General features: G+C 67.2%; 23 protein-coding genes and 1 pseudogene. 18 read left to right on the top strand and 6 right to left on the bottom strand.

The window, feature by feature from the left end; all coding sequences use genetic code 11:
• Positions 1 to 59 precede the first annotated feature (59 nt).
• The 11 genes from argE (at position 60) to ACN9MV_RS02010 (ending at position 13370) form a co-directional block, all read left to right on the top strand.
• Entirely contained in the window at positions 60 to 1226 is a 1167-nt protein-coding gene (argE, locus tag ACN9MV_RS02060) for an acetylornithine deacetylase (RefSeq protein WP_426391150.1), read from the top strand.
• Positions 1219 to 2484 carry a DUF445 domain-containing protein gene (locus ACN9MV_RS02055; RefSeq protein WP_426391149.1) on the top strand — a complete coding sequence of 422 codons (1266 nt, stop codon included), beginning with the start codon at positions 1219 to 1221 and terminating at the stop codon, positions 2482 to 2484. Before argE ends, ACN9MV_RS02055 begins: the two co-directional genes overlap by 8 nt.
• Before the next feature lie 117 nt (positions 2485 to 2601).
• Positions 2602 to 4254 carry a hypothetical protein gene (locus ACN9MV_RS02050; protein ID WP_426391148.1) on the top strand — a complete coding sequence of 551 codons (1653 nt, stop codon included), beginning with the start codon at positions 2602 to 2604 and terminating at the stop codon, positions 4252 to 4254.
• Between the two features lie 140 nt (positions 4255 to 4394).
• On the top strand, positions 4395 to 5168 hold the full coding sequence (locus ACN9MV_RS02045) for an MHYT domain-containing protein (protein WP_093053681.1): 774 nt from the start codon (positions 4395 to 4397) through the stop codon (positions 5166 to 5168).
• A gap of 99 nt (positions 5169 to 5267) precedes the next feature.
• A complete protein-coding gene (locus ACN9MV_RS02040) occupies positions 5268 to 6878 on the top strand; it encodes an acyl-CoA carboxylase subunit beta (protein ID WP_426391147.1) in 1611 nt (536 codons plus the stop codon).
• Complete coding sequence (locus ACN9MV_RS02035; protein ID WP_426391146.1) at positions 6875 to 8821, top strand: acetyl/propionyl/methylcrotonyl-CoA carboxylase subunit alpha; 1947 nt, start codon at positions 6875 to 6877, stop codon at positions 8819 to 8821. The genes ACN9MV_RS02040 and ACN9MV_RS02035 overlap by 4 nt, the downstream gene beginning before the upstream one ends.
• A gap of 34 nt (positions 8822 to 8855) precedes the next feature.
• Positions 8856 to 9755, top strand: a complete 900-nt coding sequence (locus ACN9MV_RS02030; protein WP_426391145.1) for an SDR family oxidoreductase — start codon at positions 8856 to 8858, stop codon at positions 9753 to 9755.
• Positions 9756 to 9778: 23 nt separating this feature from the next.
• Positions 9779 to 10939, top strand: coding sequence for an acyl-CoA dehydrogenase family protein (locus ACN9MV_RS02025; RefSeq protein ID WP_093076805.1), 1161 nt, complete (start codon positions 9779 to 9781; stop codon positions 10937 to 10939).
• Between the two features lie 7 nt (positions 10940 to 10946).
• On the top strand, positions 10947 to 12122 hold the full coding sequence (locus ACN9MV_RS02020) for an acyl-CoA dehydrogenase family protein (protein WP_426391144.1): 1176 nt from the start codon (positions 10947 to 10949) through the stop codon (positions 12120 to 12122).
• 89 nt (positions 12123 to 12211) lie between these two features.
• Entirely contained in the window at positions 12212 to 12973 is a 762-nt protein-coding gene (locus tag ACN9MV_RS02015; RefSeq protein WP_093076802.1) for a slipin family protein, read from the top strand.
• A 94-nt stretch (positions 12974 to 13067) separates the two neighbouring features.
• Positions 13068 to 13370: a Dabb family protein gene (locus tag ACN9MV_RS02010; RefSeq protein ID WP_426391143.1), complete on the top strand. Its 303-nt coding sequence runs from the start codon at positions 13068 to 13070 to the stop codon at positions 13368 to 13370.
• 10 nt (positions 13371 to 13380) lie between these two features.
• Here ACN9MV_RS02010 and ACN9MV_RS02005 read toward each other — a convergent pair whose 3' ends face one another.
• Positions 13381 to 14661, bottom strand: coding sequence for a DEAD/DEAH box helicase (locus tag ACN9MV_RS02005; RefSeq protein ID WP_426391142.1), 1281 nt, complete (start codon positions 14659 to 14661; stop codon positions 13381 to 13383).
• 32 nt (positions 14662 to 14693) lie between these two features.
• Between ACN9MV_RS02005 and ACN9MV_RS02000 the strand changes: the two genes are divergently transcribed.
• The 5 genes from ACN9MV_RS02000 to ACN9MV_RS01980 all read left to right on the top strand — a co-directional run bounded on the left by ACN9MV_RS02000 (position 14694) and on the right by ACN9MV_RS01980 (position 18126).
• Positions 14694 to 15077, top strand: a complete 384-nt coding sequence (locus ACN9MV_RS02000) for a translation initiation factor Sui1 (RefSeq protein WP_426391141.1) — start codon at positions 14694 to 14696, stop codon at positions 15075 to 15077.
• A 7-nt stretch (positions 15078 to 15084) separates the two neighbouring features.
• Positions 15085 to 15321 carry a DUF3820 family protein gene (locus tag ACN9MV_RS01995; protein WP_093053658.1) on the top strand — a complete coding sequence of 79 codons (237 nt, stop codon included), beginning with the start codon at positions 15085 to 15087 and terminating at the stop codon, positions 15319 to 15321.
• A gap of 181 nt (positions 15322 to 15502) precedes the next feature.
• Positions 15503 to 15913, top strand: coding sequence for an RNA recognition motif domain-containing protein (locus ACN9MV_RS01990; protein WP_093053653.1), 411 nt, complete (start codon positions 15503 to 15505; stop codon positions 15911 to 15913).
• 200 nt (positions 15914 to 16113) lie between these two features.
• Complete coding sequence (locus ACN9MV_RS01985; RefSeq protein ID WP_093053650.1) at positions 16114 to 16602, top strand: tripartite tricarboxylate transporter TctB family protein; 489 nt, start codon at positions 16114 to 16116, stop codon at positions 16600 to 16602.
• A 12-nt stretch (positions 16603 to 16614) separates the two neighbouring features.
• Entirely contained in the window at positions 16615 to 18126 is a 1512-nt protein-coding gene (locus tag ACN9MV_RS01980) for a tripartite tricarboxylate transporter permease (RefSeq protein ID WP_093053647.1), read from the top strand.
• Between the two features lie 64 nt (positions 18127 to 18190).
• Here the strand turns inward: ACN9MV_RS01980 and ACN9MV_RS01975 are convergent.
• Positions 18191 to 18295: pseudogene (locus tag ACN9MV_RS01975) on the bottom strand (sulfite exporter TauE/SafE family protein); the annotation flags it as partial.
• Positions 18296 to 18670: 375 nt separating this feature from the next.
• Here ACN9MV_RS01975 and ACN9MV_RS01970 point away from each other — a divergent pair.
• Positions 18671 to 19909 carry an ammonium transporter gene (locus tag ACN9MV_RS01970; protein WP_093053644.1) on the top strand — a complete coding sequence of 413 codons (1239 nt, stop codon included), beginning with the start codon at positions 18671 to 18673 and terminating at the stop codon, positions 19907 to 19909.
• A gap of 18 nt (positions 19910 to 19927) precedes the next feature.
• Positions 19928 to 20230 (top strand): hypothetical protein, encoded by a 303-nt coding sequence (locus tag ACN9MV_RS01965; RefSeq protein WP_093053641.1) that lies wholly within the window; start codon positions 19928 to 19930, stop codon positions 20228 to 20230.
• Between the two features lie 35 nt (positions 20231 to 20265).
• Here the strand turns inward: ACN9MV_RS01965 and ACN9MV_RS01960 are convergent, their stop codons facing one another.
• The 4 genes from ACN9MV_RS01960 to ACN9MV_RS01945 all read right to left on the bottom strand — a co-directional run bounded on the left by ACN9MV_RS01960 (position 20266) and on the right by ACN9MV_RS01945 (position 25730).
• Positions 20266 to 21939 carry a thiamine pyrophosphate-binding protein gene (locus ACN9MV_RS01960; RefSeq protein ID WP_426391140.1) on the bottom strand — a complete coding sequence of 558 codons (1674 nt, stop codon included), beginning with the start codon at positions 21937 to 21939 and terminating at the stop codon, positions 20266 to 20268.
• A 25-nt stretch (positions 21940 to 21964) separates the two neighbouring features.
• Positions 21965 to 23194: a pyridoxal phosphate-dependent aminotransferase gene (locus ACN9MV_RS01955; protein WP_093175457.1), complete on the bottom strand. Its 1230-nt coding sequence runs from the start codon at positions 23192 to 23194 to the stop codon at positions 21965 to 21967.
• Positions 23191 to 24090 (bottom strand): amino acid ABC transporter substrate-binding protein, encoded by a 900-nt coding sequence (locus ACN9MV_RS01950; protein WP_426391139.1) that lies wholly within the window; start codon positions 24088 to 24090, stop codon positions 23191 to 23193. The genes ACN9MV_RS01955 and ACN9MV_RS01950 overlap by 4 nt, the downstream gene beginning before the upstream one ends.
• 101 nt (positions 24091 to 24191) lie before the next feature.
• Complete coding sequence (locus ACN9MV_RS01945; protein ID WP_093053629.1) at positions 24192 to 25730, bottom strand: L-piperidine-6-carboxylate dehydrogenase; 1539 nt, start codon at positions 25728 to 25730, stop codon at positions 24192 to 24194.
• Positions 25731 to 25742: the final 12 nt, after the last annotated feature.

Below are 25742 nucleotides of genomic sequence, written 5' to 3'. Positions count from 1 at the left end.
CGCGTGACGGCTACGACATCCACGCACGCGCCGCGCCGACTTCCGGGAGAATGTGTTGCATGCTCCACACGCTTTCCCCCCAAAGCCTGCTGCTGGCCCAGACCCTGGTGCGCATGAACACCGTCAGCGCCAACAGCAACCTCGAACTGATCGACTTCGCGCAGAGCCACCTCGCGGCCCTGGGCGTCAAAAGCCGCATCACCTACAACACCGAACGCACCAAAGCGAACCTGTTCGCCACGCTGGGCGAAGGCAAGCCAGCCGGCGTGATCGTCTCGGGACACACCGATACGGTGCCCTGGGACGGACAGGACTGGAGCGTCGACCCGCTCTCCGCCGTGGTGCAGAACGAGCGCCTCTACGGGCGCGGCTCGGCCGACATGAAGAGCTTCATCGCCATCGCGCTGGCCAATGCCCATCGCTTCCTGGAGAGCGACTCGCCTTTCGCGGTGCACTTCGCCTTCAGCTACGAGGAAGAGATCGGCTGCTTCGGCGTGAAGGAACTGATCGCCGACATGCGCGACGCCAACATCAAGCCTATCGCCTGCATCGTGGGCGAGCCCACCAGCATGGTGCCCGCCATCGCGCACAAGGGCGTGTACCGCTACAAGTGCTGCGTGCGCGGCAAGGAAGCGCATTCCTCGCTCACGCCGAAGTCGGTCAACGCCATCGAAATGGCGGCCCGGGTGATCGGCAAGGTGCGCGACATGGCAGAAGACTTCGAGCGCAACGAGCCGCGCTACGAGGGCTTCGACGTGCCTTTCAGCACCGCGAGCGTGGGCCAGTTCCACGGCGGCATTGCCGACAACGTGGTGCCGCGCGACGCCGAGTTCCGCTATGAATTCCGCGACCTGCCGACCGCCGACGCCAAGCGCATGCAGGCCGACGTGGTGGCCTACGCGGGCAGCATCGAACCGGCGATGAAGAAGGTCGCGCCCGACGCGGGCTTCAGCTTCGAGACCATCTGCGAGATTCCGAGCTTCCTTGGCGCGGCCGACAACCCGATCACCAAACTGGCGCAGCGCCTCGCGGGCGAAGAACGCACCACGCTGGTGGCCTTCGGCACCGAAGCGGGTCTGTTCAAGAACGCCGGCATCCCCACCGTTGTGTGCGGACCCGGCAGCATCGAGCAGGCGCACCAGCCCGACGAATTCGTGAGCCTCGAGCAACTCGCGCGCTGCGAGCTGTTCATGGAGCGCCTTGCTTCCACGCCCGCCATTGGCTGAACCGGCGGAAAGCAGCGGCGATGCGCTGGGGCGCATGAAGCGTGTCGCGCTCGGCCTGCTGTGCGGCGCGGCGTTGCTCTACGCGGCGGCGAGCGCGCTTCATGCGCAGCACCCGGCCTGGGGCTACGTGGCCGCCTTTGCCGAAGCCGCGATGGTCGGCGCCATTGCCGACTGGTTCGCGGTGGTGGCGCTGTTTCGCCATCCGCTGGGCCTGCCGATTCCGCACACCGCGATCATCCCGAGCAACAAGGACCGCATCGGCGCCAAGCTCGCGGGCTTCATCTGCGACAACTTCCTGAGCACCGAACAGGTGCTCGCCAAGCTGCGGCAGTTCGATGCGGCCGGGCGCATCGCCGACTGGCTGGCACGCCCCGCCAGCGGCGAGAAGCTCGGCGAATGGGGCGTGGCCGGCACGCGCTACGGGCTTTCGGCCTTCGACGACGAACGGGTGCGCGACTTCATGGGGCGTGCCGCCGCAGCCGGCCTCGAAAAAATTGACCTCTCGCGCCTGACCGGCCAGGCGCTCGACGCGCTCACCGCCGGCGGGCGCCACCAGGCCCTGCTCGACGACGTGCTGCAGCAGGTGGCCGGCCTGCTCGAAGGCGACGAGGTGCAGGCGCACATCACCGAGGCCATTGCGCGCGAGATCAAGACGCTGCGCTACGTGGGCCTCGACCAGGTGGCGGCCAAGCTGGCCACGCGCAAGATCGTCGCGGCCGTGGCGCGCACCATCGGCGAGCTGGCGGCCGAACCCGACCATCCGATGCGCAAGCGCTTCGATCACTTCGTCGACGACTTCGTGGTGCGCCTGAAGCTCGACCCCGAGTTCCAGCAGCGCGGCGAGCAGATCCGCGCCGAGCTCATCGCGCACCCCGCCCTCGGCGACTACCTGCACGGGCTGTGGGGCGAGCTGCTGGCGTGGCTGCACGACGACCTGGGCCGCGACGACTCGGCCATCCGCCAGCGCATCGCCTCGATGGCCGGCGCGCTGGGCACGCGGCTGCAAGGCGACGAAGCCATCCGCCGCTGGATCAACGAGCAGATAGAGGCCGCCGCGCCGCTGGCCATCGAGCGCTACCGCGAGGACATCCGCCGCTATATCGAGGAACGCGTCGGCGAGTGGAACGCGCAGGAGATGACACTCGAACTGGAACGCCACATCGGGCGCGACCTGCAGTTCATCCGCATCAACGGCACGCTGGTGGGTGGGCTGGTGGGGTTGCTGATCCACACGGTCACTCAGCTGCTGCGCGGCTGAACGAACGGGCTCGGGTAATCCACAGCGGACGAAAGTCCGCATCGTGTCTCCGGAGAGACTTTGCGGCCCCTTTCGCCTCCTAGACTGCTTCGCGCATCAACAAGAGGAGAAAACGCCATGCCCTGTCGAAGCAGCCTTCGCGCGGTCGCACTGACCGCCACCCTCGCCCTGATGGGCGCCTGCAGCACGGTCGCGCCGCCATCGCCTGCCACGCGGCCCGCATCGTGGGGTGCTCCTGAGGCGCTGGTCGCCCCTTCATCCTTCTCGGGGGTGCACGGGCTGGCCATCGACGCGAAGGGCCGGCTGCTCGCGGGTTCGGTCGTCGGCAACACGCTGTGGGAGGTCGACCGCAACACCGGCGTGGCCAAGGTGCTCATCGATGCGCCCGAGGGCCAGGCCGACGACATCGCCGTGGGTCCGAAGGGCGAACTGGCCTGGACCAACTACCTCATGGGCATGCTGCGCTACCGCGAGAGCGACACCGCCCCGCTGCGCGTGCTGGCCAAGGACCTGCCGGGCCTCAACTCGCTCGACTTCGACCGCCGCAACGGCAAGCTCTACGCCTCGCAGGTGTTCCTGGGCGACGCGCTGTGGGAGATCGACCGAGAAGGCCAGAAGCCGCCGCGGCTCATCAAGAAGGACATGGGCGGCTTCAACGGCTTCGAGGCCGGCCCCGACGGCATGCTCTACGGGCCGCTGTGGTTCAAGGGACAGGTCGTGAAGATCGACCCGGCGAACGGCAACATGACCGTGATCGCCGACGGCTTCAAGATCCCGGCCGCCGCCAATCTCGACGGCAAGGGCAACCTCTGGGTGGTCGATGCGCGCAGCGGCGAGCTGGTGAAAGTAGACCTCGCCACCGGGCGCAAGACGGTCGCAAAGCAGCTGCGGGCCTCGCTCGACAACCTGGCCATCGCGCCGGACGGCACGATCTATGTGTCGAACATGGCCAACAACGAGGTGCAGGCCTTCAACCCCGCCACCGGCGAACTTCGCACGCTCACCAGCGGCAAGGTGGCGGTGCCGGCCGGCATGAAGATCGACGGCAACGACCTGTGGGTGGCCGACGTCTTCGGCTTCCGCCAGGTCGACGTGCGCACGGGCGAGGTGCGCGACGTGTTCCGCATGCAGCGCGAGCCCGATCTCGACTACCCGTTCGCAGTGGGGCTGTCGCCAAAACTCTTTGCGCTGAGTTCGTGGTTCACGGGCACGGTGCAGCTGGTCGACCGGCAGACGCTGAAGACCGTAGAAACCATCCACGGCCTGAAGGCACCGTTCGACGCCATCCCCATGCCCGACGGCAGCGTGATCTACGCCGAAATAGCTACCGGCAGCATTACCCGCGCCAGCGGGCCGAAGTTCACCGAAAAGTCAGTGCTTGCTAGCGGCCTGAACGGCCCGGTGCAGATGATCGTCGGCCAGGACGGCGCGCTCTACGTGACCGAGGCGGCCGGCAAGCTGCTGCGCATTCCGCTGGACGCCAGCGCGCCGTTGCGCACCGTGGCTGACGGGCTGGCGCTGCCCGAAGGCGTGGCGCAAACGCCGTGGGGCAGCTTCATCGTGGCCGAGAGCGCGGCGCGGCGGCTGGTGGAAATCGCCCCCGACGGCACGCGCCGCACGGTCGCCGAGAACCTGCCGATCGGCCTCGCGCCCGGGCCCGGGCTGCCCCCGCCCTATGTGGTCACTGGCGTCGCCGTGAGCCGCGACGGCACGATCTACATGTCGGCCGATCGCAACAATGCGATATATCGAATTCGCCCCGTAAGGTAGAGTAACAATAAGTGTAAATTGGAGTTTACTTTTAAAAACAAATATTACAGACTGCGCGGGACGTCTTGTGGCGTCCCGATTGCATCCGGTAGTCGGGAGGTCTGCGAGGCGCTCTTTTCCTGAACTTGAAAGGACATCGCATGACTCCGCTCGTCGTAGGCCAACTCCTGTCGCCCGAGTACTCCCTGGGCATGGTGGCGCTCTCCTTCCTGATCTCATTCGCGGGCTCGCTGGTGGCCCTCATCTGCGCCGGCCGCATGGTCGGCGCGGACGGCAAGCCCAACCTCGCCGTCGTGGCCTGCGCCGCGGTGGCGCTGGGCGGCATCGGCATCTGGTCGATGCACTTCATCGGTATGCTGGCGTACCGCCTGCCGGTGGCCATCTCGTACAACATGCCGCTCACGGTGGTGTCGCTGGTGGCGGCCATCCTGATCTCCGGCATTGCGCTGTACATGGCCGGTGGACGGCGCAAGTTCAGCAAATCGGGCTGGCTCGCCGGCAGCCTGCTGGCCGGCATCGGCGTCTGCGTGATGCACTACATGGGCATGTTCGCGATGAGCATGCGCGCTTCGATGAACTTCGACCTGGCCGTGGTCGGGCTGTCGGTGCTCATCGCCGTCACCGCCGCCGCGGCCGCCCTGTGGCTGGCGTTCAACCTGCGCAAGTTCTCGCACAAGGTCGCGGCCGCTGCCGTGATGGGCGTGGCGGTCTGCACCATGCACTACGTGGGCATGAGCGCGGCCAGCATGGTCTGCATCGCAGCCGCGCCCGCCGACGCGCTGGCCATCGGCGGCAGCTACATGGGTCTCACGGTGTTCGGCACGGCCGGCGCGGTGCTGATCTTCATCTACTGGGTGGTAACGGGCAGCAGCCTCGATGCCCCCGTTGCCGCGCCACGCGCGCGCGCCAGCTGATGACCGGCTGACGACCAGCTAGTAGGCGCAAGCGGGCGGGGCGCCCGCCCCCTAGAGTCTGTGCAGAGCGAAAACAAGCGACCTGTACAGACTCTTCCCATGCCCGTCATCGAATCCCGGCTGCAAGCGGCCAGCGACACCTTCCAGGCCAACCGCACCGGCATGCTCGCGCTGCTCGACCAGGTGCGCGCGCACGAGGCCCGCGCCGTCGCGGCCTCCGGTGCCTCGGCAGAGCGTTTTGCCAAGCGCGGGCAGCTGCTGCCGCGCGAGCGCATCGCGCTGCTGCTCGACACCGGCGCGCCCTTTCTGCCGCTGGCCTCGCTCGCGGGGCTGGGGCAGGACAACCCCGATCTGGCCAAGAGCGTGCCCGGCGGGGGCCTGATCTCCGGCATCGGCCAGGTGTCGGGCGTGCGCTGCATGGTCAGCGCCTCCGACTCGGGCATCGACGCCGGCGCGCTGCAGCCCATGGGCCTCGACAAGCAGCTGCGCGTGCAGGAGATCGCGCTCGAAAACAAGCTGCCCTATGTGCAGCTGGTGGAAAGCGCCGGCGCCAATCTCATGCACTACCGCGTGCAGGACTTCGTGCGCGGCGGCAACATCTTCCGCAACCTCGCGCGGCTGTCGGCTGCGGGGCTTCCGGTGGTGACGGTGACGCACGGCTCCTCGACCGCGGGCGGCGCCTACCAGACGGGCCTGTCCGACTACATCGTGATGGTGCGCGACCGCACGCGGGCCTTTCTCGCGGGGCCGCCGCTGCTGAAGGCCGCCACCGGCGAGATCGCCACCGAAGAAGAACTGGGCGGCGCGGTGATGCACACGCACATCTCGGGCCTCGGCGACTACCTGGCCGAAGACGACCGCGACGCCATCCGCATCGCGCGCTCGATCCTCGGCGGCATCGACTGGGCGCGCAACGAAGCGCCGCGCCAGTTCATTCCGCCGCGCTACGACGCCGGAGACCTGCTCGGCATCATGCCGAGCGACGGACGGCGGCCGGTCGACATGCGCGAAGTCATCGCGCGCATCGCCGACGGCTCCGAGTTCCTGGAGTTCAGCGAGCACTACGGCAGCGCCACCGTCTGCGGCCACATCCGGCTCGAAGGGCATGCCGTGGGCATCGTCACCAACAACGGCCCTATCGATTCCGACGGCGCGACCAAGGCCACGCACTTCATCCAGGCCTGCTGCCAGACGCGCACGCCCATCGTCTACCTGCAGAACATCACGGGCTACATGGTGGGCCGGGCGCACGAGGAGGCCGGCATCATCAAGCACGGCGCGAAGATGATCCAGGCCGTGACCAACGCCAGCGTGCCGCAGATCACGCTGCACTGCGGCGCCTCTTATGGCGCGGGCAACTACGGCATGTGCGGCCGGGGCTTCGCGCCTCGCTTCTGCTTCTCGTGGCCCAACGCGCGCACAGCCGTCATGGGCGGCGAGCAGGCGGCGAAGACCATGGCCATCGTCATGGAGGCGGGCATGGCACGCAAGGGTGCGGTCGACCACGCGAAGATCGATGCGATGCAGCAGCAGATCGTCGAGCGCTTCGATCGGCAGATGAGCGTGTTCACCACCAGCGCGCTGCTGCTCGACGACGGCGTGATCGACCCGCGCGACACGCGTGCGGTGCTGGCGGAAGTTCTTTCCGTGTGCCGCGATGCCGATGCGCGTGTGCCGCAACCCATGCAGTTTTCGGTAGCGCGGCCATGAGTGCATTCCACAAGATCCTGATCGCGAACCGCGGCGAGATCGCGGTGCGCGTGATGCGCACGGCGCGCGCGATGGGCTACCGCACGGTGGCCGTGTATTCGAGCGCCGACGCGGATGCCGAACATGTGCGGCAGGCCGACCAGGCCGTGTGGATCGGCGAATCTCTGCCCGCGCAGAGCTACCTGAACATCGCCGCAATCATCGAGGCCGCGCGCACCAGCGGTGCGGATGCAGTGCATCCGGGCTACGGCTTTCTCGCGGAGAACGCAGCGTTCGCACAGGCCTGCCGAGACGCGGGGCTGGTCTTCATCGGACCATCACCGGAGGCCATTCGCGCGATGGGCGACAAGGCCGGCGCCAAGCGGTTGATGCAGGCGGCGGGCGTGCCGTGCATTCCGGGCTACCAGGGCGAAGACCAGGGCGCGGAGAAGCTGGCCGCAGAGGCGGCGCGCATAGGCTGGCCCGTGATGATCAAGGCGACTGCGGGCGGCGGCGGGCGCGGCATGCGGCTCGTCACCTCCGCCGCTGACTTCGCCGGACAACTGCACAGCGCGCAGTCCGAAGCGCTCAACGCGTTCGGCGATGCCACCGTGATCCTGGAGCGCGCCATCGTCGCGCCGCGCCACGTCGAGGTCCAGGTGTTCGCCGACCGGCATGGCAACGCCATCCACCTTGGCGAGCGCGACTGTTCGGTGCAACGTCGGCACCAGAAGGTCGTCGAGGAAGCGCCCTCGCCAGCAGTGTCCGACGCACTGCGCGAACGCATGGGCGCCACCGCCGTCGCCGCGGCGAAAGCCATCGCCTACGAAGGCGCGGGCACGCTCGAATTCCTCCTCGACGCCGAAGGCCAGTACTGGTTCATGGAAATGAACACGCGCCTGCAGGTGGAGCACCCGGTGACCGAAGCGGTGACGGGCCTCGACCTCGTCGAGCTGCAACTGCGCGTCGCGGCCGGCGAGCCCTTGCCGCTCGCGCAGCAGGACGTGCGCATCACCGGCCATGCGATCGAAGTGCGCCTGTGCGCCGAAGATCCGCAGCAGGGCTTCATGCCGCAGAGCGGCACGCTCGCGGCGTGGCGGCCCTCTGCCGCGTTGCGCACCGAACACGCCTTGCGTGACGGCGCCGCCGTGCCGCCCTTCTACGATTCGATGATCGCCAAGCTCGTGGCGCATGGCCGCACGCGCGAGGAAGCCCGGCACCGGCTGATCGCGGGCTTGCAGGACACGGTGACGCTCGGCATCTCGACCAACCAGCAGTTGCTGCAGCGTGTGTTGTCGCATGACGTATTCGCAAGCGGTGCGGCTACGACCGCCTTCATCGGCGATCACCTCGACGCCCTGCTCACCGCCGATGCGGAGGATGAAACCCGCTCCGCATTGCTCGCCGCCCTGCTCCTTCAACTGGGTGACCGTGGCTGGCCCTCGCCGCTCGCACACACGCTGCCCAACGCCCTTCGCTTCGCGCTCGACGGCACGGTACACGCGGCCCGGGTGACACCGCGCGGCGCTGGCCGGTTCGACATCGCGCTGGACAACGAGACGCCAGTGCAGCTCGCATTGCTCGCACTGCCCGGCGATGGCGGGCTCCGCTTCTCGTGCGGCGGCCTGTCCGAACAGGCCTTCGTCGTGCGCCAGCCCGACCGCGTGGATTTCCACTTTCGCGGCCAGTCGTTCCAGCTGGAGAACCTCACGCACGTAGCGGTGCTCCGCACCGACGGCACCGACGGCGACGGCCTGTTGCGCGCATCCATGAACGGCCGCGTGATCGCCCTGCTGGTGGCCGAAGGCGATGCGGTCGCCGCGGGCCAGCCGCTCGTCACGCTCGAAGCGATGAAGATGGAGCACGTGCACTGCGCGCCGCGTGCCGGTCGTGTCGCGCTGCATGTCGCGGTGGGCGCGCAGGTGGCCGCGCGGCATGTAGTCGCGCAGGTCGCCGACGCGTGACGCTCTTCAAGACAAGTTTCCGAAAGTCTTCCGCATGAATGCATCCTCCCGCTACCGCTCCGTCTTCGCACCCGGCCTGTTCGGCGGACAGGTCATCGTCGTCACCGGCGGCGGCTCCGGCATCGGCCGCTGCACAGCGCACGAACTCGCGGCGCTCGGCGCGCAGGTGGTGCTGGTCGGCCGCAAGCCCGAGAAGCTCGACAAGGTACGCGCCGAGATCGAAGCCAGCGGCGGCAAGGCCAGCACGCAGGCCTTCGACATCCGCCAGGAAGAAGCGGTGCGCGCAGCCATCGCCGCCATCGTCGCAGCGCACGGCCGCATCGACGGGCTCGTGAACAACGCTGGCGGCCAGTACATCACGCCGCTTGCCGCCATCTCGGCCAAGGGCTGGGAGGCGGTGATCCACACCAACCTCACGGGCGGCTTCCTGGTCGCGCGCGAGTGCTATGTGCAAAGCATGCAGGCCAACGGCGGTGCCATCGTCAACATCGTGGCCGACATCTGGGGCTCCATGCCCAATATGGGCCACAGCGGCGCGGCGCGCGCCGGCATGGTGAGCTTCACCGAAACGGCGGCCGCCGAATGGGCCGAGAGCGGCGTGCGCGTGAACGCGGTGGCGCCGGGCTACATCGCATCGAGCGGCATGGACCACTACCCGCCCGAAGCCGGCGACATGCTGCGCGCCATGCGCAACACGGTGCCTGCGGGCCGCTTCGGCAACGAGGCCGAGACCTCCGCCGCCATCGCCTTCCTGCTGAGTCCTGCGGCCAGCTTCATCAGCGGCAGCGTGCTGCGCGTGGACGGTGCACGGCCGCAGGTGCGCATGGGCTGGCCGATGGAGATTCCCGATGCGCAGACGCAGCAGCGCGCGGCGGTGCGGCCTTTCGATGGCTTCCATCTCGCGCAGACGCCGCGCGTGTTCCAGGACAAGTAAAGAACGACCGGAGACAAGACACCATGCAGTACACCCACGAACACCTCGAGATCCAGAAGACGCTGCGCCGCTTCATCGACGACGAGATCAACCCGCACGTGGACGAATGGGAAGCCGCCGAGATATTCCCCGCGCACGAGGTCTTCAAGAAGCTCGGCAATCTCGGCATGCTGGGCCTGAACAAGCCCGAGGCCTTCGGCGGCGCCGGGCTCGACTACTCGTACGCGATGGCGATGGCCGAGGCGCTGGGCCACATCAGCTGCGGCGGCGTGCCGATGGCGATCGGCGTGCAGACCGACATGTGCACGCCCGCGCTCGCACGCTTCGGCAGCGACGAACTGCGCCGCGAATTCCTCGCACCCGCCATCGCGGGCGACATGGTCGGCTGCATCGGCGTGAGCGAGCCCGGCGCGGGCAGCGACGTGGCGGGCCTGAAGAGCCATGCGCGCAAGGACGGCGACGACTACCTCATCAGCGGCCAGAAGATGTGGATCACCAACAGCCTGCAGGCCGACTGGATGTGCATGCTGGTCAACACCAGCGACGGCCCCGTGCACCGCAACAAGTCGCTCGTGATGGTGCCGATGGACAGCCCTGGCATCGAGAAGGCGAAGAAGATCCGCAAGATCGGCATGAATTCGAGCGACACCGGGCTCATCTACTTCGACAAGGTGCGCGTGCCGCAGCGCTACCGCGTCGGCGAAGAGGGCCAGGGCTTCGTCTACCAGATGCAGCAGTTCCAGGAAGAGCGCCTGTGGGCGGCCGCAAGTTCGCTCGAACCGATGGAAGACTGCATCGCGCAGACCATCGAATGGGCGCAGCAGCGGCAGATGTTCGGCGCCACGCTGGCCGACCAGCAGTGGGTGCAGTTCAAGCTGGCCGAACTCAAGACCGAGGTGGAAGCACTGCGCGCCCTCACGTACCGCGCCTGCGACCTGCATGTGCAGGGCGAGGACGTGCTCGAACTCGCGTCGATGGCCAAGCTCAAGACCGGACGCCTGACACGGCAGGTGTCCGACACCTGCCTGCAGTTCTGGGGCGGCATGGGTTTCACGCTGGAAAACCGCGTTTCGCGGCTGTACCGCGACGGCCGGCTGGGCTCCATCGGCGGCGGCGCCGACGAGGTGATGCTCGGCATCCTCGCAAAGACCATGGGCATCGCCAAGCGGCCGCCGCGCGGTTGAACACGGCATGGACGCCGAACTGCAAGCCGACCGAGCCGCGCTCGCCGACACGGTGCGGCGCTTTGCCGAAAGCGAAATCGCGCCGCATGTGCAGGCATGGGACGACGCGGGCGAATTTCCACGCGCGCTCTACGCCCGTGCCGCCGAACTTGGCCTGCTGGGCCTGGGCTATCCGGAGGAACTCGGCGGCACGCCCGCCTCGTATTCGCTGAAGCTGCCTGCGTGGGTCGCGCTCGCGCGCCATGGCAAGAGCGGCGGCGTGCTTGCGAGCCTGTTCTCGCACAACATCGGCCTGCCGCCCGTGGTGCTGCATGCAAGCGACGCGGTGCGCCACGAGGTCGTGCCGCCGGTGCTGCGCGGCGAGAAGATCGCAGCGCTTGCCATCACCGAGCCCGGTGGCGGCTCCGACGTGGCCTCGTTGCGCACTACTGCAAGGCGAGAAACAGACGGCAACGGCGATCACTACGTGGTCAACGGCGAGAAGACTTTCATCACCTCGGGCATGCGCGCCGACTGGATCACCGTGGCCGTGCGCACCGGCGAAGGACGCGGCGCGGGCGGCATCTCGATGCTGCTGGTGCCGGGCGACACGCCGGGTCTTTCGCGCACGTGCCTGTCGAAGATGGGCTGGCTGTGCTCCGACACCGCGACGCTGCACTTCGACAACGTGCGCGTGCCTGCGCGCTACCTTCTCGGGAACGAGAGCGAAGGCTTCCGCATGGTCATGGGCAACTTCAACGGCGAACGCATCGGCATCGCGGCGGGCGCCCTGGGTTTCTCGCAGGCCTGCCTCGACGAGGCGCTGGCCTGGGCGCGCGAGCGCAAGACCTTCGGCGCTGCGCTCATCCAACACCAGGCGGTGCGCCACAAGCTGGTCGACATGCAGATGCGCATCGCCTCCACCGAGGCCTGGATCGAGGCGGTGTCGGCCGAGGGCGACGCGCTCGAAGCGGCGGGGCGCTTCAATGCACCCGAATGGGTCGCGCAGATCTGCATGCTCAAGAACCACGCGACGCAAACCATGCAGTTCTGCGCCGACCAGGCGGTGCAGATCCTCGGCGGCATGGGCTTCATGCGCGGCACGGTGAGCGAGCGAATCTACCGCGAGGTGAAGGTGATGATGATCGGCGGCGGGGCCGAAGAGATCATGAAAGAGCTGGCAGCGAAGCAGATGGGCTGGTAGTCACCTTTCTTTCTTCGTGCCGCGAGGAACGCCGCCAAGCGCCGGGTGTCCAACTATCCAGCGCTTTCGCTGGGTCGCAGGAGACCAACATGCTCTCTCTCACCTCCGGCATCGGCGCCGTCATCCTTGTGCTGTTGGCGGTGCTGCTGTTTTCAGCGGTATGGATCTTCCGGGAGTACGAACGCGGCATCGTGTTCACCCTCGGGCGCTTCTCGAAGGTTTCGGGGCCGGGTCTGGTGCTCGTGATACCGGCCATCCAGCAGGTGGTGCGCGTCGACCTGCGCACCGTGGTGCTCGAAGTACCGACGCAGGACGTGATCTCGCGCGACAACGTGTCGGTGAAGGTCAGCGCGGTCGTCTACTTCCGCATCGTCGATGCCGAGAAGGCCATCATCCAGGTGAAGGACTTCTTCAACGCCACCAGCCAGCTGGCCCAGACCACCCTGCGCTCGGTGCTGGGCAAGCACCAGCTCGACGACATGCTGGCCGAGCGCGAGAAGCTCAACCTCGACGTGCGCGAGTCGCTGGACGTGCAGACGGCTTCATGGGGCATCAAGGTGTCGAACGTGGAGATCAAGCAGATCGACCTCACCGAATCGATGGTGCGCGCCATCGCGCGGCAGGCCGAGGCAGAACGCGAGCGGCGCGCCAAGGTGATCCACGCCGAGGGCGAGCTGCAGGCTTCCGAGAAGCTGTTCCAGGCCGCGCGCGTGCTGGCGCAGGAGCCGCAGGCCATTCAGCTGCGCTACCTGGAAACGCTCACGGTGATCGGTGCCGACAAGAACACGACCATCGTGTTCCCGTTGCCGATGGATCTGATCTCGAGCTTCCTCGGCAAGCAGCACGCATAGCGGCGCGCAACGCGCGGAAGCGGAAAACTGTTCTTCACGCGCGAAGGCCTGCAATGCATGGTCTTTCGCGAGGCGCCTGCTTACCATCGTGCGCATGTTCAAGCACATCGTGATGTGGGACCTGCGTGGCGACACGCCGGAAGAAAAGACGCAGGCCCGCCAACTGCTCAAGCACAATTTCGAATCGCTGCGCGGCCAGATCCCGGGCCTGCTGCACATCGAAGTGGGCGTTGATTCGAGCCGCGCAAGTTATGCCTGCGACGTGGTGCTCTACAGCGAGTTCGACAGCCAGGCCTCGCTCGACGGCTACGCCACGCATCCAGCGCACCTGCGCATTCGCGAAGAGCTGGGCGACCTTCGCGTCGCGCGGCACCAGGTCGATTACGCGGCAGACTGATCGGCGCTGGTCAGTCGTTCTTCTCGGGAGCATCCCCCCGGGCCGCGGCAAGCGCAGCAGCCGCACGCAGTTTGTCTTTCTTGCTCGGCCGCTTGCCCTTGATGCCCCCGGTGCCCGACGCATCGACCAACGGCACCGCCACTTCCGTCGGCTCGAAGCCTTCGACGCGCTCACGCGGCAGGCTCAGCCCCTGGCGCTTTTCGATCAGCCGGAAGTGCGCCTCGGTCGACGCGCTCACGAAGCTGATCGCAAGGCCGCTCTCTCCTGCGCGCCCCGTGCGGCCGATGCGGTGGATGTAGTCGGTCGGCGAGCGCGGCAGGTCGTAGTTGATGACCACGGCCAGCTGCGCGATGTCGATGCCGCGTGCCGCGAGGTCGGTGGCGATCACCACGTCCCAGCGGCTCTGCTTGAACTGCGAAAGGATGTCGGTGCGCGTGCCCTGCGCGATGTCGCCGTGGAAGGGCACTGCATAGATGCCGTTCTTGTAGAGCTTCTCGGCCACGATCTGTGCCGCGTGCTGCGTGGCGACGAAGACAAGCACGCGGTCCCATTCGTTCTCGTGCTGCTTCAGCAGATGGTGCAGCAGCTGCGTGCGGCGGGCGGCGTCGACCTCGATCACGCGCTGCACGATGTTCGGCTCGGTGCCCGGCTCGCCCTGCACGTCGACGACGGACGGGTCGCGCAGCATGCCATCTGCCAGCGCCTGGATGGCGCTCGGGAAGGTGGCGGAGAACAGCAGGTTCTGGCGCTGCTTGGGCAGCAGCGCGAGGATGCGGCCGAGTTCTTCGGCAAAGCCGAGGTCGAACAGGCGGTCGGCCTCGTCGAGCACGAGCATCGACACGGCATCGAGCTTCAGCGCGTTGTGCTCGACCAGGTCGAGCAGACGGCCGGGAGTGGCAACGACGATGTCGGCACCGCCGCGCAGGCCCATCATCTGCGGGTTGATCGACACGCCGCCGAATGCGACGACGATCTTCAGGCGCTCGGGCAGGTGCTGCGCCAGGCTGCGCATGGTTTCGCCGACCTGGGCCGCGAGTTCGCGGGTGGGCACGAGCACCAGGGCACGCACGCGGCGAGATGAGCCCTGCGCGCGTTCAGCGCCCAGGCGCTGCAGCAGGGGCAGGGAAAATGCTGCGGTCTTGCCGGAGCCGGTCTGCGCCGAGCCCCGCACGTCGCGACCTTGCAGAATCGCGGGGATGGCCGCGGCCTGGATGGCGGTCGGCGCGGCGTAGCCGCTTTGGGCGGCAGCCTGCACGAGCGCGGGGATCAGGCCCAGTGAGTCGAATGGCATGTAAGCAGACAGAGAGAGAAGAGACGAATCGAATGTCGACGATGAAACAGCAGCGCAATCAGTCCGGCAGCGCCCTGGTGTACTCCACCGAGGCGGGCGGGCGCATGTGCCCCGGCTGCGGGGAGCCGGTGGCCCAGTGCCGCTGCAAGGAACTCAAGGCGCGCGTACCGGCCACCGACGGCATTGTGCGTGTATCGCACGAGACCAAGGGGCGCAAAGGCAAGGGCGTGACGGTGGTCAAGGGCGTCGCGCTCGATGCGGCGGCGCTCACGGCACTCGGCAAGCAGCTGAAAACGGCCTGCGGCTCGGGCGGCACGGTAAAGGACGGCGTGATCGAAATCCAGGGCGACCACCGCGAAACGGTGATCGCCGCACTCGTGAAGCAGGGCCACACGGTCAAGCGGGCGGGAGGCTGAGCACGCGATGAAACCTGAAGACCTGCAGCGGCTGGTGACGCTCGAAATGCCTTTTGGCAAGCACAAAGGCACGTTGATTGCCGATTTGCCCGGAAATTACCTGACGTGGTTTGCACGCGAGGGTTTTCCCTCGGGAGAAATAGGCCGGCTACTCCATTTGATGCATGAAATAGACCACAACGGGCTCTCGGACCTGCTGAAACCGTTGCGAAACCGCCCGTCGCGCCGGGATGTTTCTCAATAACACACGATTTCGCCACGTTTTTTGCAATTAGGGCTGGATAATCCGGCCTACGTGTCTGTGAGCTTTGTCTCCCGTGCACGTAATTCGGTGATCGGTCAGTTTCGCGCCACAGCGCATTTTGTTTGTTGTGATTCTGGGACTCCATCGCTTTGTCTTGTTGGTTTGAATTAGGAGTCCCTCAATGGGCAAGAAACTCTACGTAGGCAACCTCGCCTACTCCGTGCGTGACAACGACCTGGAACAAGCCTTTGGCGAGTTCGGCGCAATCGTCAGCGCCAAGGTCATGATGGAACGTGACACCGGCCGTTCGAAGGGCTTCGGCTTTGTCGAAATGGGTTCGGATGCTGAAGCACTCGCAGCCATCGAAGCCATGAACGGCCACTCGCTGCAGGGCCGCGCCCTGACGGTGAATGAAGCCCGTCCGATGGAAGCTCGTCCCCCCCGTACCGGTGGTGGCGGCGGCTACGGCGGCGGTGGTGGTGGCGGCTACGGTGGTGGTGGCGGCGGCGGCGGTTACGGCGGCGGCGGCGGTGGCCGCAGCGGTGGTGGCGGCGGTTACGGCGGCGGCGGCGGTGGTCGCGGCGGCTACTAAGCCCTTCCCTCCAGAGCCTTCGGGCTTCTGAATGAAAAGCTCCTTCGGGAGCTTTTTTCGTTTGTGGCCCTCTGTGGCGCAGGGAGCGTCGAGGGAGAACCCTAGCCCTGCGGTAAGCATTTGTCCGTACCGGGCAGGTCAGCCAACGGTCAGGCCCGCAGAACGACCCTCACCCTTCCATACAAGAGGGGCGAGACGACATGCGCATCAAGAGTCAGGCTGACTTCTTTTCAGGAGTCATGTTCACCACCGTGGGGGGCGCCTTTGCGATAGGCGCGACCACCTACACCATCGGCGACGGCGCCCGCATGGGGCCGGGCTACTTCCCGCTCATGCTGGGCATCCTGCTGGCCATCCTCGGGGCCATCATCATGTTCCAGGCGCTGGTGGTCGAAACCACCGACGGCCACCCGATCGGCAAATGGGCCTGGAAGCCGCTGGCCTTCGTGCTCGGCGCCAACCTGGCCTTCGGCGTGCTGCTGGGCGGCCTGCCCAGCATCGGGCTGCCGGCCATGGGGATGATCATCGCGATCTACGCACTCACGATCATCTCGAGCATGGCGGGCGAGCACTTCAAGCTGCGCGACGTGCTGATCCTCTCGACCATCCTGGCGGCTGGCAGCTACGTGGCCTTCATCTGGGCGCTCAAGCTCCAGATCCAGGTCTGGCCCACCTTCATTTCGGGCTGAGGAGCGCACACCATGGACCTGATCCACAACCTTTCCATCGGTTTCGGCGTTGCCTTCACCTTCACCAACCTGCTGTACTGCCTGCTGGGTTGCATCCTGGGCACGCTGATCGGCGTGCTCCCGGGAATCGGCCCGGTCGCAACCATCGCGATGCTGCTGCCCGCCACGTACGCATTGCCGCCCGTGTCGGCGCTGATCATGCTGGCCGGCATCTACTACGGCGCGCAGTACGGCGGCTCGACCACGGCCATTCTGGTGAACCTGCCAGGGGAGTCGTCCTCGGTGGTCACCTGTATCGACGGCTACCAGATGGCAAGGCAGGGCCGCGCAGGCCCGGCGCTCGCCGCGGCCGGCCTCGGCTCGTTCTTCGCGGGTTGCGTCGGCACGCTGATCCTGGCCGCCTTCGCGCCGCCGCTGACCGAGCTGGCTTTCAAGTTCGGTCCGGCCGAGTACTTCTCGCTGATGACGCTGGGCCTGATCGGCGCCGTGGTGCTGGCTTCGGGTTCGCTGCTGAAGGCGGTGGCGATGATCGTGCTGGGCCTTCTGCTGGGCATCGTGGGCACCGACGTCAACTCGGGTGTCGCGCGCTACAGCTTCGACATTCCGGAGCTCACCGACGGCATCGGCTTCGTGGTGATCGCCATGGGCGTGTTCGGTTACGGCGAAATCATCGGCAACCTTTCGCAGCCCGACGACGAGCGCGAGGTGTTCACGCACAAGGTCAAGGGCCTGTGGCCCACCAAGGACGACTTCAAGCGCATGCTGCCCGCGGTGCTGCGCGGCACTGCCCTGGGTTCTGCACTGGGCATCCTGCCCGGCGGCGGCGCGCTGCTGGCCTCGTTCGCCTCGTATGCGCTGGAGAAGAAGATCCGCATGCGCCCCGGCGAAGTGCCCTTCGGCAAGGGCAACATCCGCGGCGTGGCATCGCCCGAGTCGGCCAACAACGCCGGTGCGCAGACTTCCTTCATCCCGCTGCTGACGCTGGGCATTCCGCCCAACGCGGTGATGGCGCTGATGGTGGGCGCAATGACGATCCACAACATCCAGCCGGGTCCGCAGGTCATGACCAGCAACCCCGAGCTGTTCTGGGGCCTGATCGCCTCGATGTGGATCGGCAACGCGATGCTGATCATCCTGAACCTGCCGCTGATCGGCATGTGGATCAAGCTGCTGACGGTGCCCTACAAGTTCCTGTTCCCCGCCATCGTGCTGTTCTGCGCGATCGGCGTGTACTCGACCAACAACAACACCTTCGACGTGTGGATGGTGGCGGCCTTCGGCTTCATCGGCTACCTGTTCATCAAGCTGCGGACCGAGCCTGCGCCGCTGCTGCTGGGCTTCATCCTCGGGCCGATGATGGAAGAGAACCTGCGGCGCGCGCTGCTGCTGTCGCGCGGTGCGTGGAGCGTATTCGTCACCCGGCCGCTGTCGGCGGGGCTGTTGGTGGCGGCTGCGCTGCTGCTGGGCATCGTGCTGCTGCCCGCAATCAAGGCCAAGCGCGAGGAAGCCTTCGTCGAGGAGTGAGCGCTCCGGTCCCTGCAAGAAGCCCCCGCTCCGGGGGCTTTTTTCATTTGGGGCCTTTGCTCGGGGTGCCCCAAATAGACGCGCTCTTGTTGGTGCCCGGCAGGGTCGCCGGCGGTGCGCCCGGAAACACGGCGAACAGCGAGGCGCCCGTTACCACCAGCATTTCCATAGGGGGAGGACTACCTCACCCGTGGCGCTATCAAAAAAGGAGCTGAAGATGCAGGTGCATCAAGTCATGCAGGCATAAAAAAGGCGCCGACCAGCGGCGCCTTTCAAAGTCAAACACGGCATCTCGTACGGAGCCTTTGAAGCATTTTTATTGTTGCTTGGGGATTGTCTCCTCGGACCCTCGGCAGCACGAGCAGGGCCCGTTCGCGAGTGGGCAGACTTTAGGGTGCGCACCGCCTCAGTGCATTGGGAATTACCCGCTTTGCCTTACCGAGAAAGCCCGATTTGCGAACCAAAGTGTTTCTGATAGTTAACGATGTGGCACGACTTGTGCAGGCAGCACCAAGGTCCATCACTTCAAGAAGAAGAAACGGTCATGGCCCTGGCTCCGCACGCCTCCATCAACGCGGCAGACACCGCATGGATGATGACTTCGACCGCGCTGGTGCTGCTGATGACGCTGCCCGGCATCGCACTCTTCTATGCGGGCATGGTGCGCCGCAAGAACGTGCTGGCCACCATGGCGGGGGTGGTGGCGATAGCCGCGGCGGTCTCGCTGACCTGGTTCGCGGTGGGCTATTCACTGGCCTTTACCGAGGGCTGGCCCTGGCTGGGCGGCACCGGGCGCTTCTGGTTCTCGGGCTTCGAGTATCTGAAGGAGGCCGGGCAGGTGGCGGTGAGCCACGTCGCGCCGAACGTGCCTGAATCGGTCTACGCGATGTTCCAGCTGACCTTCGCGATCATCACCACCGCACTGGTGCTTGGCGCTTTTGTCGAGCGCATGCGCTTCTCGGCGATCCTGTGGTTCGCGCTGCTCTGGAGCGTGCTGGTGTATGCACCTGTCGCGCACTGGGTGTGGGAGCCGGGCGGCTGGCTCGCGCAGATGGGCGCGCTCGACTTCGCCGGCGGCTCGGTGGTGCACGTCAACGCGGGCATCGCGGGGCTGGTGTGCGCCTATGCGCTCGGGCCGCGCAAGGGCTACGGGCGCGAGGCCTTCGAGCCCTACAGCCTGGCGATGACGATGACGGGCGCGGGCCTGCTGTGGGTAGGCTGGTTCGGCTTCAATGCGGGCTCGGCGGTGGCGGCCGACGGGCGCGCGGGCCTGGCGATGCTGGTGACGCACATCGCGGCGGCGGCCGGCGCCATGAGCTGGATGCTCGGCGAATGGATCGTGCGGCGCAGGCCTTCGCTGCTGGGCCTGTGCTCGGGCCTGGTGGCGGGGCTGGTGGCCATCACGCCGGCAGCCGGCTTCGTCACGCCGCTGTCCGCGCTGGCCATCGGCGCGATCGCGGGGCTGGCCTGCTACTGGGGCGCCACCGGGCTCAAGCACCTGCTTGGCGCGGACGACTCGCTCGACGTGTTCGGCGTGCACGGCATCGGTGGCATCGTGGGCGCGCTGCTGACGGGCGTGTTCGCCGATGCGCGCATCTCGGGCGCCACGGGCGACGTGCTGACGCAGGCGATCGCCGTCGGCAGCGTGGCTATCTACAGCGCAACGGGGACGGCGGTGGTGCTGTTTCTGGTGCACATCATGGTCGGGTTGCGCGTCGATGCCGACAGCGAGGTGCTGGGCCTCGATCTTGCACAGCACAGAGAACATCTCGGGAGTAGTTGACCCACCGACGGAGGAACCATGCCATCCATGTCCGAAAGCGAACGCATCGCCCTTGCTGCCCGCCTTCACGTGGCGCTGCGGCGAAAGCATGGGCGCGTGACCGACACCGAGTGGATGGCGACCAATGCCGAGTACGCGGCCGAGATCGTGCGCATGACGCGCGCGCACGCTGCCGACACCAAGGACGAGGAGCTTTACCAGTTGGCGACACGGCTGGAGCAGGCGATGGAGCCGCTGGCTCGCGCTGCGCGGCTGGCGGCACGGCAGCCCGATGGGACGCCGCCTACGCCGCCGCCTCGCTATGTGGGTGGGTTGCGCTGAGTCTTTTCGGGGTGGGTGCGAATGACACCGGGTGCTCAGCTTGCAGCCAGCGCTGCCTTGCGAATCGACTGTAGGGTGCTTCCCGGGGTGATCGCTTCCGGGTCCAGCAGGCAATGCAGGATGGCCGGCTTGCCGCTCTCTCTCGCGCGCGCCAGCGCGGGGCCGAATTCTTCGGTGCTGTTCACGCGTTCGCCGTGGCCGCCGAACACCTCGGCATAGCCGCGGAAGTCCGGGTTCTTCAACTGCGTGGCGCTGATGCGGCCGGGGTAGTGCTTTTCCTGGTGCATGCGGATCGTGCCGTACATGGCGTTGTCGAGCAGCACCACGATGATCGGCAGGCCGTACTGCACGGCCGTCGCGAATTCCTGGCCGTGCATCATGAAGTCGCCATCGCCCGCGAACACGACCACTTCGCGCTGCGGCCACAGCCGCTTGGCGCCGACGCCGGCCGGCAGGCCGTAGCCCATCGAGCCGCTGGTGGGCGCAAGCTGGCTCGCGTAGGAGCGGAAGGGCCAGAAGCGGTGCACCCAGGTGGCGAAGTTGCCCGCACCGTTGCAGAAGATGGTGTCGGCCGGCAGCACTTCGCGCAGGTGCTGCATGACCTCGCCCATCTGCAGCGGGCCGGGAATGCGGATGGGGGCCGGGTCGCTCCAGCGCAGGAAGTCTTCGCGGGCGGTCTTCGTTTCTGCCTGCCAGGCCGGCGTTTGCGCGGGGCGCAGCGTGGACACGGCTTCCGCGAAAGCCTGCGGCGTGGCGTGGATGCCCTGCGCCGGACGATAGAGCTTGCCGAGCTCGTCGGCGTCGGCGTGCACGTGCACCAGCGCCTGCTTCGGCTGCGGAATCGCCAGCAGCTCGTAGCCCTGCGACGGTACTTCGGACAAGCGCCCGCCGACCAGCAGCACGAGGTCGGCGTTGCGGATGCGCTCCAGCATGCGCGGATTGGCGCCAAGGCCCAGGTCGCCCGCATAGCAGGGGTGCTCGGCCGACATCAGCATCTGGCGACGGAACGAGCAGTACACGGGCAGCGAGAACGCGGCCGCGAAATCCGCGAACTGCTGCGCGGCCTTCTCCGACCAGCGGCTGCCGCCCAGGATGACCACCGGACGCTGCGCCTGCGACAGTCGTTGTTGCAGCTCTGCGAGTTGCGCTGCACCGGGATGGGTTTCGGTCACCGCGTAAGGCTGCGCGTCGGCCACCGTCGCGGCCTCGGTCAGCATGTCTTCGGGCAGCGCGATCACCACCGGCCCGGGCCGGCCCGAGGTTGCGACATGGAAGGCACGCGACACCAGCTCAGGCACCCGTGCCGGATCGTCGATCTGCACCACCCACTTGGCCATGGTGCCGAACACCGCGCCGTAGTCCAGCTCCTGGAAGGCTTCGCGGCCCAGCGCATCGCGCGCGACCTGGCCGACGAACAGCAGCAGCGGTGTCGAATCCTGGTGCGCGATGTGCACGCCGGCCGCCGCGTTGGTGGCGCCCGGTCCGCGAGTGACGAAGCACACGCCCGGCTTGCCGGTGAGCTTGCCCTGCGCCTCGGCCATCATCGTCGCGCCGCCTTCCTGGCGGCACACGGTCACGTCGATGGATGCGTCATGCAGCGCGTCGAGCACGGCGAGAAAGCTTTCGCCGGGCACGCAGAACAGCTGCTTGACGCCGTGGGTGATGAGCTGGTCGACCAGGATCTGGCCGCCGGTGCGGGGTGAGGTCATGCGTTTTCCAATGAAATGAAGGAGGTCATTCGAGCGCGGCGCAGGCAGCGATGATGCGCGCGCACGCCTCTTCCAGCTGCGCCATCGATGTCGCATACGAAATGCGGAAGTACGGCGCCAGCCCGAACACGCTGCCCGGCACCACCGCCACCTCGAAGTCCTGCAGCAGGTAGCGGCAGAAGTCGCTGTCGGTCTGCAACAGCGCACCGCCGCGGGTGCGCTTGCCGAGCACGCCGGCGCAGCTCGCGAAGGTATAGAACGCGCCTTCCGGCACGCGGCAGTGCAGCCCCGGCGCGCGGTTCAGCGCGGCGACCACGAAGTCGCGCCGCGCCTGGAAGTCGGCGCAGCGCTCGGCCACGATGCCCTGCGGCCCGGTCAGCGCCTCGATGGCAGCGGCCTGGCTGATGGACGAGGGGCACGAGGTCGTCTGGCTCTGCACCACGGCCATGGCCGCGATCAGCGCGCGCGGCCCGGCGCCGTAGCCCACGCGCCAGCCGGTCATCGCGTAGGCCTTCGACACGCCGTTGATGGTCAGCGTACGTTCGCGCAGGCGCGGCTCCACGGCCACCGGCGTCGCGAATGCCAACCCGTCGTAGAGGATGTGTTCATAGATGTCGTCCGCCAGCACCCAGACTTGCGGATGGCGCAGAAGCACCTCGCACAGCGGCTTCAGCTGCGCCGCGCTGTAGGCCGCGCCGGTCGGGTTCGACGGCGAATTGATGAACAGCCAGCGCGTGCGCGGTGTGATCGCCGCTTCGAGCTGCGCGGCATCGAGCCGGAAACCGTTCTCCCCGGTACACGCCACCGGCACCGGCACGCCGCCGCAGATCTGCACGATGTCGGCGTACGAGGTCCAGTACGGCGCGGGCAGGATCACCTCGTCGCCGGGGTTCAGGCTGGCCATCAGTGCGTTGAAGATCACCTGCTTGGCGCCTGCGCTCACGCTGATTTCGTCGAGGGCGAAGTCGAGCGCGTTGTCGCGCTTGAACTTGAGCTGCACCGCCGCCTTCATCGCCGGGCTGCCGTCGAGCACCGTGTAGCGCGTGTCGCCGCGCCCTATGGCGCGCACCGCGGCCTCGCGCACGTTCTGCGGCGTATCGAAGTCAGGCTCGCCCGCGCCCAGCACGATCACCGGACGACCCGCGCGCTTGAGCGCGTTCGCGTTGTCGGTGATGCGCAGGATCTCCGAGACGCCGATGGCGCGCACGCGCTGCGCCGGCTGAAAAGCGAGGGAGGCAACGGTATCTGCTGTCACTTGGCGTAGGCCTCCAGTGGCTTGTCGTTGGGGTCGAGCATCAGCTGCTTCAGCGCCGCGCTCATCGGCAGGTTCAGGCTCGTGTTCTTCGGCGGAATGGCGGCCACGAACCACTTGGTGTAGATCTTCTCGAGGTCGCCGCTCTTCATCATTCGGCGCAGCGAATCGTCCACCGCGGTCTTGAAGGCCGGGTCGTCCTTGCGGAACAGCAGCGCGATCGGCTCCGAGCCCAGCGCGTCGCCCACGATGCGGTAGGCCCCGGGGTTCTTCGAGTTCGCGATGATCCCGGCCAGCAGGTTGTCGTCGAGCACGAAGGCATCGGCGCGGCCCGACTCCATCAGCAGGAAGCTTTCGAGGTGGTCCTTGCCGAGCATGGTGTTGTACGAGACGTTCTGCGCGCGCTCGCGCTTGCGCAGCAGCTGCACCGCAGTGGTGCCGGTCGATGCCGAGACGTTGCGGCCCGCGAGCTGGTCGAGCGTGGTGATGCCCGAATCGACCTTGGTCGCCATGCGCACTTCGCTCACATAGGTGGTGAGCGCGAAGGCCACCTGCTGCTGGCGCGCGGTGTTGTTGGTGGTGGGGCCGCAGCCGATGTCGAGCGTGCCGTTCTGCACCAGCGGGATGGTGTTCTGCGCGGTCACGGCCATGTATTCGAGCCTGGCCGTGGGCGCGATGTCTTTCAGCACGCGCTCGCACAGCTCGACGTGATAGCCCACGTACTTGTCGCCCGCGCCGAGCATGTAGGCCATCGGCGGCGAGGCTTCGCGCACGCCGAGCACGACCTTGCCGCTGGTCTTGATCTTGTCGAGGGTGCCGGTGGCTGGGGTCTGCGCGCTGGCACCGAATGCGAATGCAAGCAGCGTGGCGGCCGCGACTCTCTTGAAGGGAATGCTCATGTTCTCTGTCTCCTGGTTATGGTTTTTGGTGAATGCATGCGGCCGCCCACCTGCCGCCGCAGCAAAGCGCTGCGCGGCAAGCTCGAACAAACCGGAGGCGATCAGTCGCCGATGTCGAAGGTCACGCCTTGCGCGAGCGGCAAGGCGGTGGAGTAGTTGATGGTGTTGGTGGCACGGCGCATGTACGCCTTCCAGCTGTCGGAGCCGGCTTCGCGCCCGCCGCCTGTTTCCTTCTCGCCGCCGAAGGCGCCGCCGATTTCCGCGCCGCTCGGACCGATGTTGACGTTGGCGATGCCGCAGTCCGAACCCGCGCTCGACATGAAGCGCTCGGCCTCGCGCATGTTCAGCGTGAAGATCGACGACGACAGGCCCGCGCCCACTGCGTTGTGCAGCTCGATGGCTTCGTCGAGCGTGCTGTAGCGCACCACGTACAGGATGGGTGCGAAGGTCTCGCGCAGCACGGGGCCCTCATGCGACTTCAGCTCGACCAGCGCGGGGCGCACGTAGTAAGCGTCCTTGGTGCCGATGCCTTCGACGCGCTGGCCGCCGTGCACCTTTGCGCCGATCTCGCGGCATTCACCGAGCGCCTTCTGCATGCCGTCGAAGGCCGCGCGGTCGATCAGCGGGCCGACCAGCGTGCCGGCCTCGCGCGGGTCGCCCACCTGCACGTTGCCGTAGACCTTGGCGAGCTTGGGCACCAGCTGGTCGTACACGCTCTCGTGCACGAACAGGCGACGCAGCGTGGTGCAGCGCTGGCCGGCCGTGCCCATGGCCGCGAAGGCGATGCCGCGCAGGGCGAGGTCGAGGTCGGCCGAGGGCGTGACGATGGCGGCGTTGTTGCCACCGAGTTCGAGAATGGCGCGGGCAAAGCGTGCGGCCAGCTTTGGCCCCACCTGCCGGCCCATGGCGGTCGAGCCGGTGGCCGAGAGAATCGGCACACGGTGGTCGTCGACCAGCACTTCGCCGACGTCGCGCTGGCCCAGCAGCAGGCCGAGCAGGCCTTCGGGCGCATCGCCGAAGCGTTCGATGGCGCGCTGCGCGATGGCGTGCACGGCCAGCGCGGTCAGCGGCGTTTTTTCAGACGGCTTCCACACCACCGAGTCGCCGCACACCAGCGCCAGCGCCGCGTTCCACGACCACACGGCCACCGGAAAGTTGAAGGCCGAGATCACGCCGCACACACCCAGCGGGTGCCAGGTTTCCATCATGCGGTGCTCGGCGCGCTCGGTGGCCAGCGTGAGGCCGTAGAGCTGGCGCGAGAGGCCGACGGCGAAGTCGCAGATGTCGATCATTTCCTGCACCTCGCCCGCGCCCTCGGACGGGACCTTGCCGGCCTCCAGCGTGACGAGCAGGCCCAGGTCGCGCTTGGCGGCGCGCAGTTCTTCGCCCAGCAGCCGCACCAGCTCGCCGCGGCGCGGCGCCGGCACGTTGCGCCAGGCCTTGAAAGCCTCGTGCGCACGGCCGATGGCAGCGGTGGCCTCTGCCGGCGAGGTCTGCGGCACCTGCGCAATCACCTCGCCGCTGACGGGCGAACGCACCGTCAGCTCGCCGCCGGTGTGGGCCTCGGGGGGCACGCCCAGACGCTGCAGCAGCTGCTCGACTTCGGTGGCGACGGAGGGGGAGGTGTTGGCTTCGGACATGGACGCGCTCCG

The organism is Variovorax sp. R-27 (genome assembly GCF_049913215.1).
Classification (GTDB): Bacteria; Pseudomonadota; Gammaproteobacteria; order Burkholderiales; family Burkholderiaceae_C; genus Variovorax.
The sequence above is the reverse complement of the archived record's forward strand: the minus strand, read 5'-3'. Positions and strand labels throughout refer to the sequence as shown.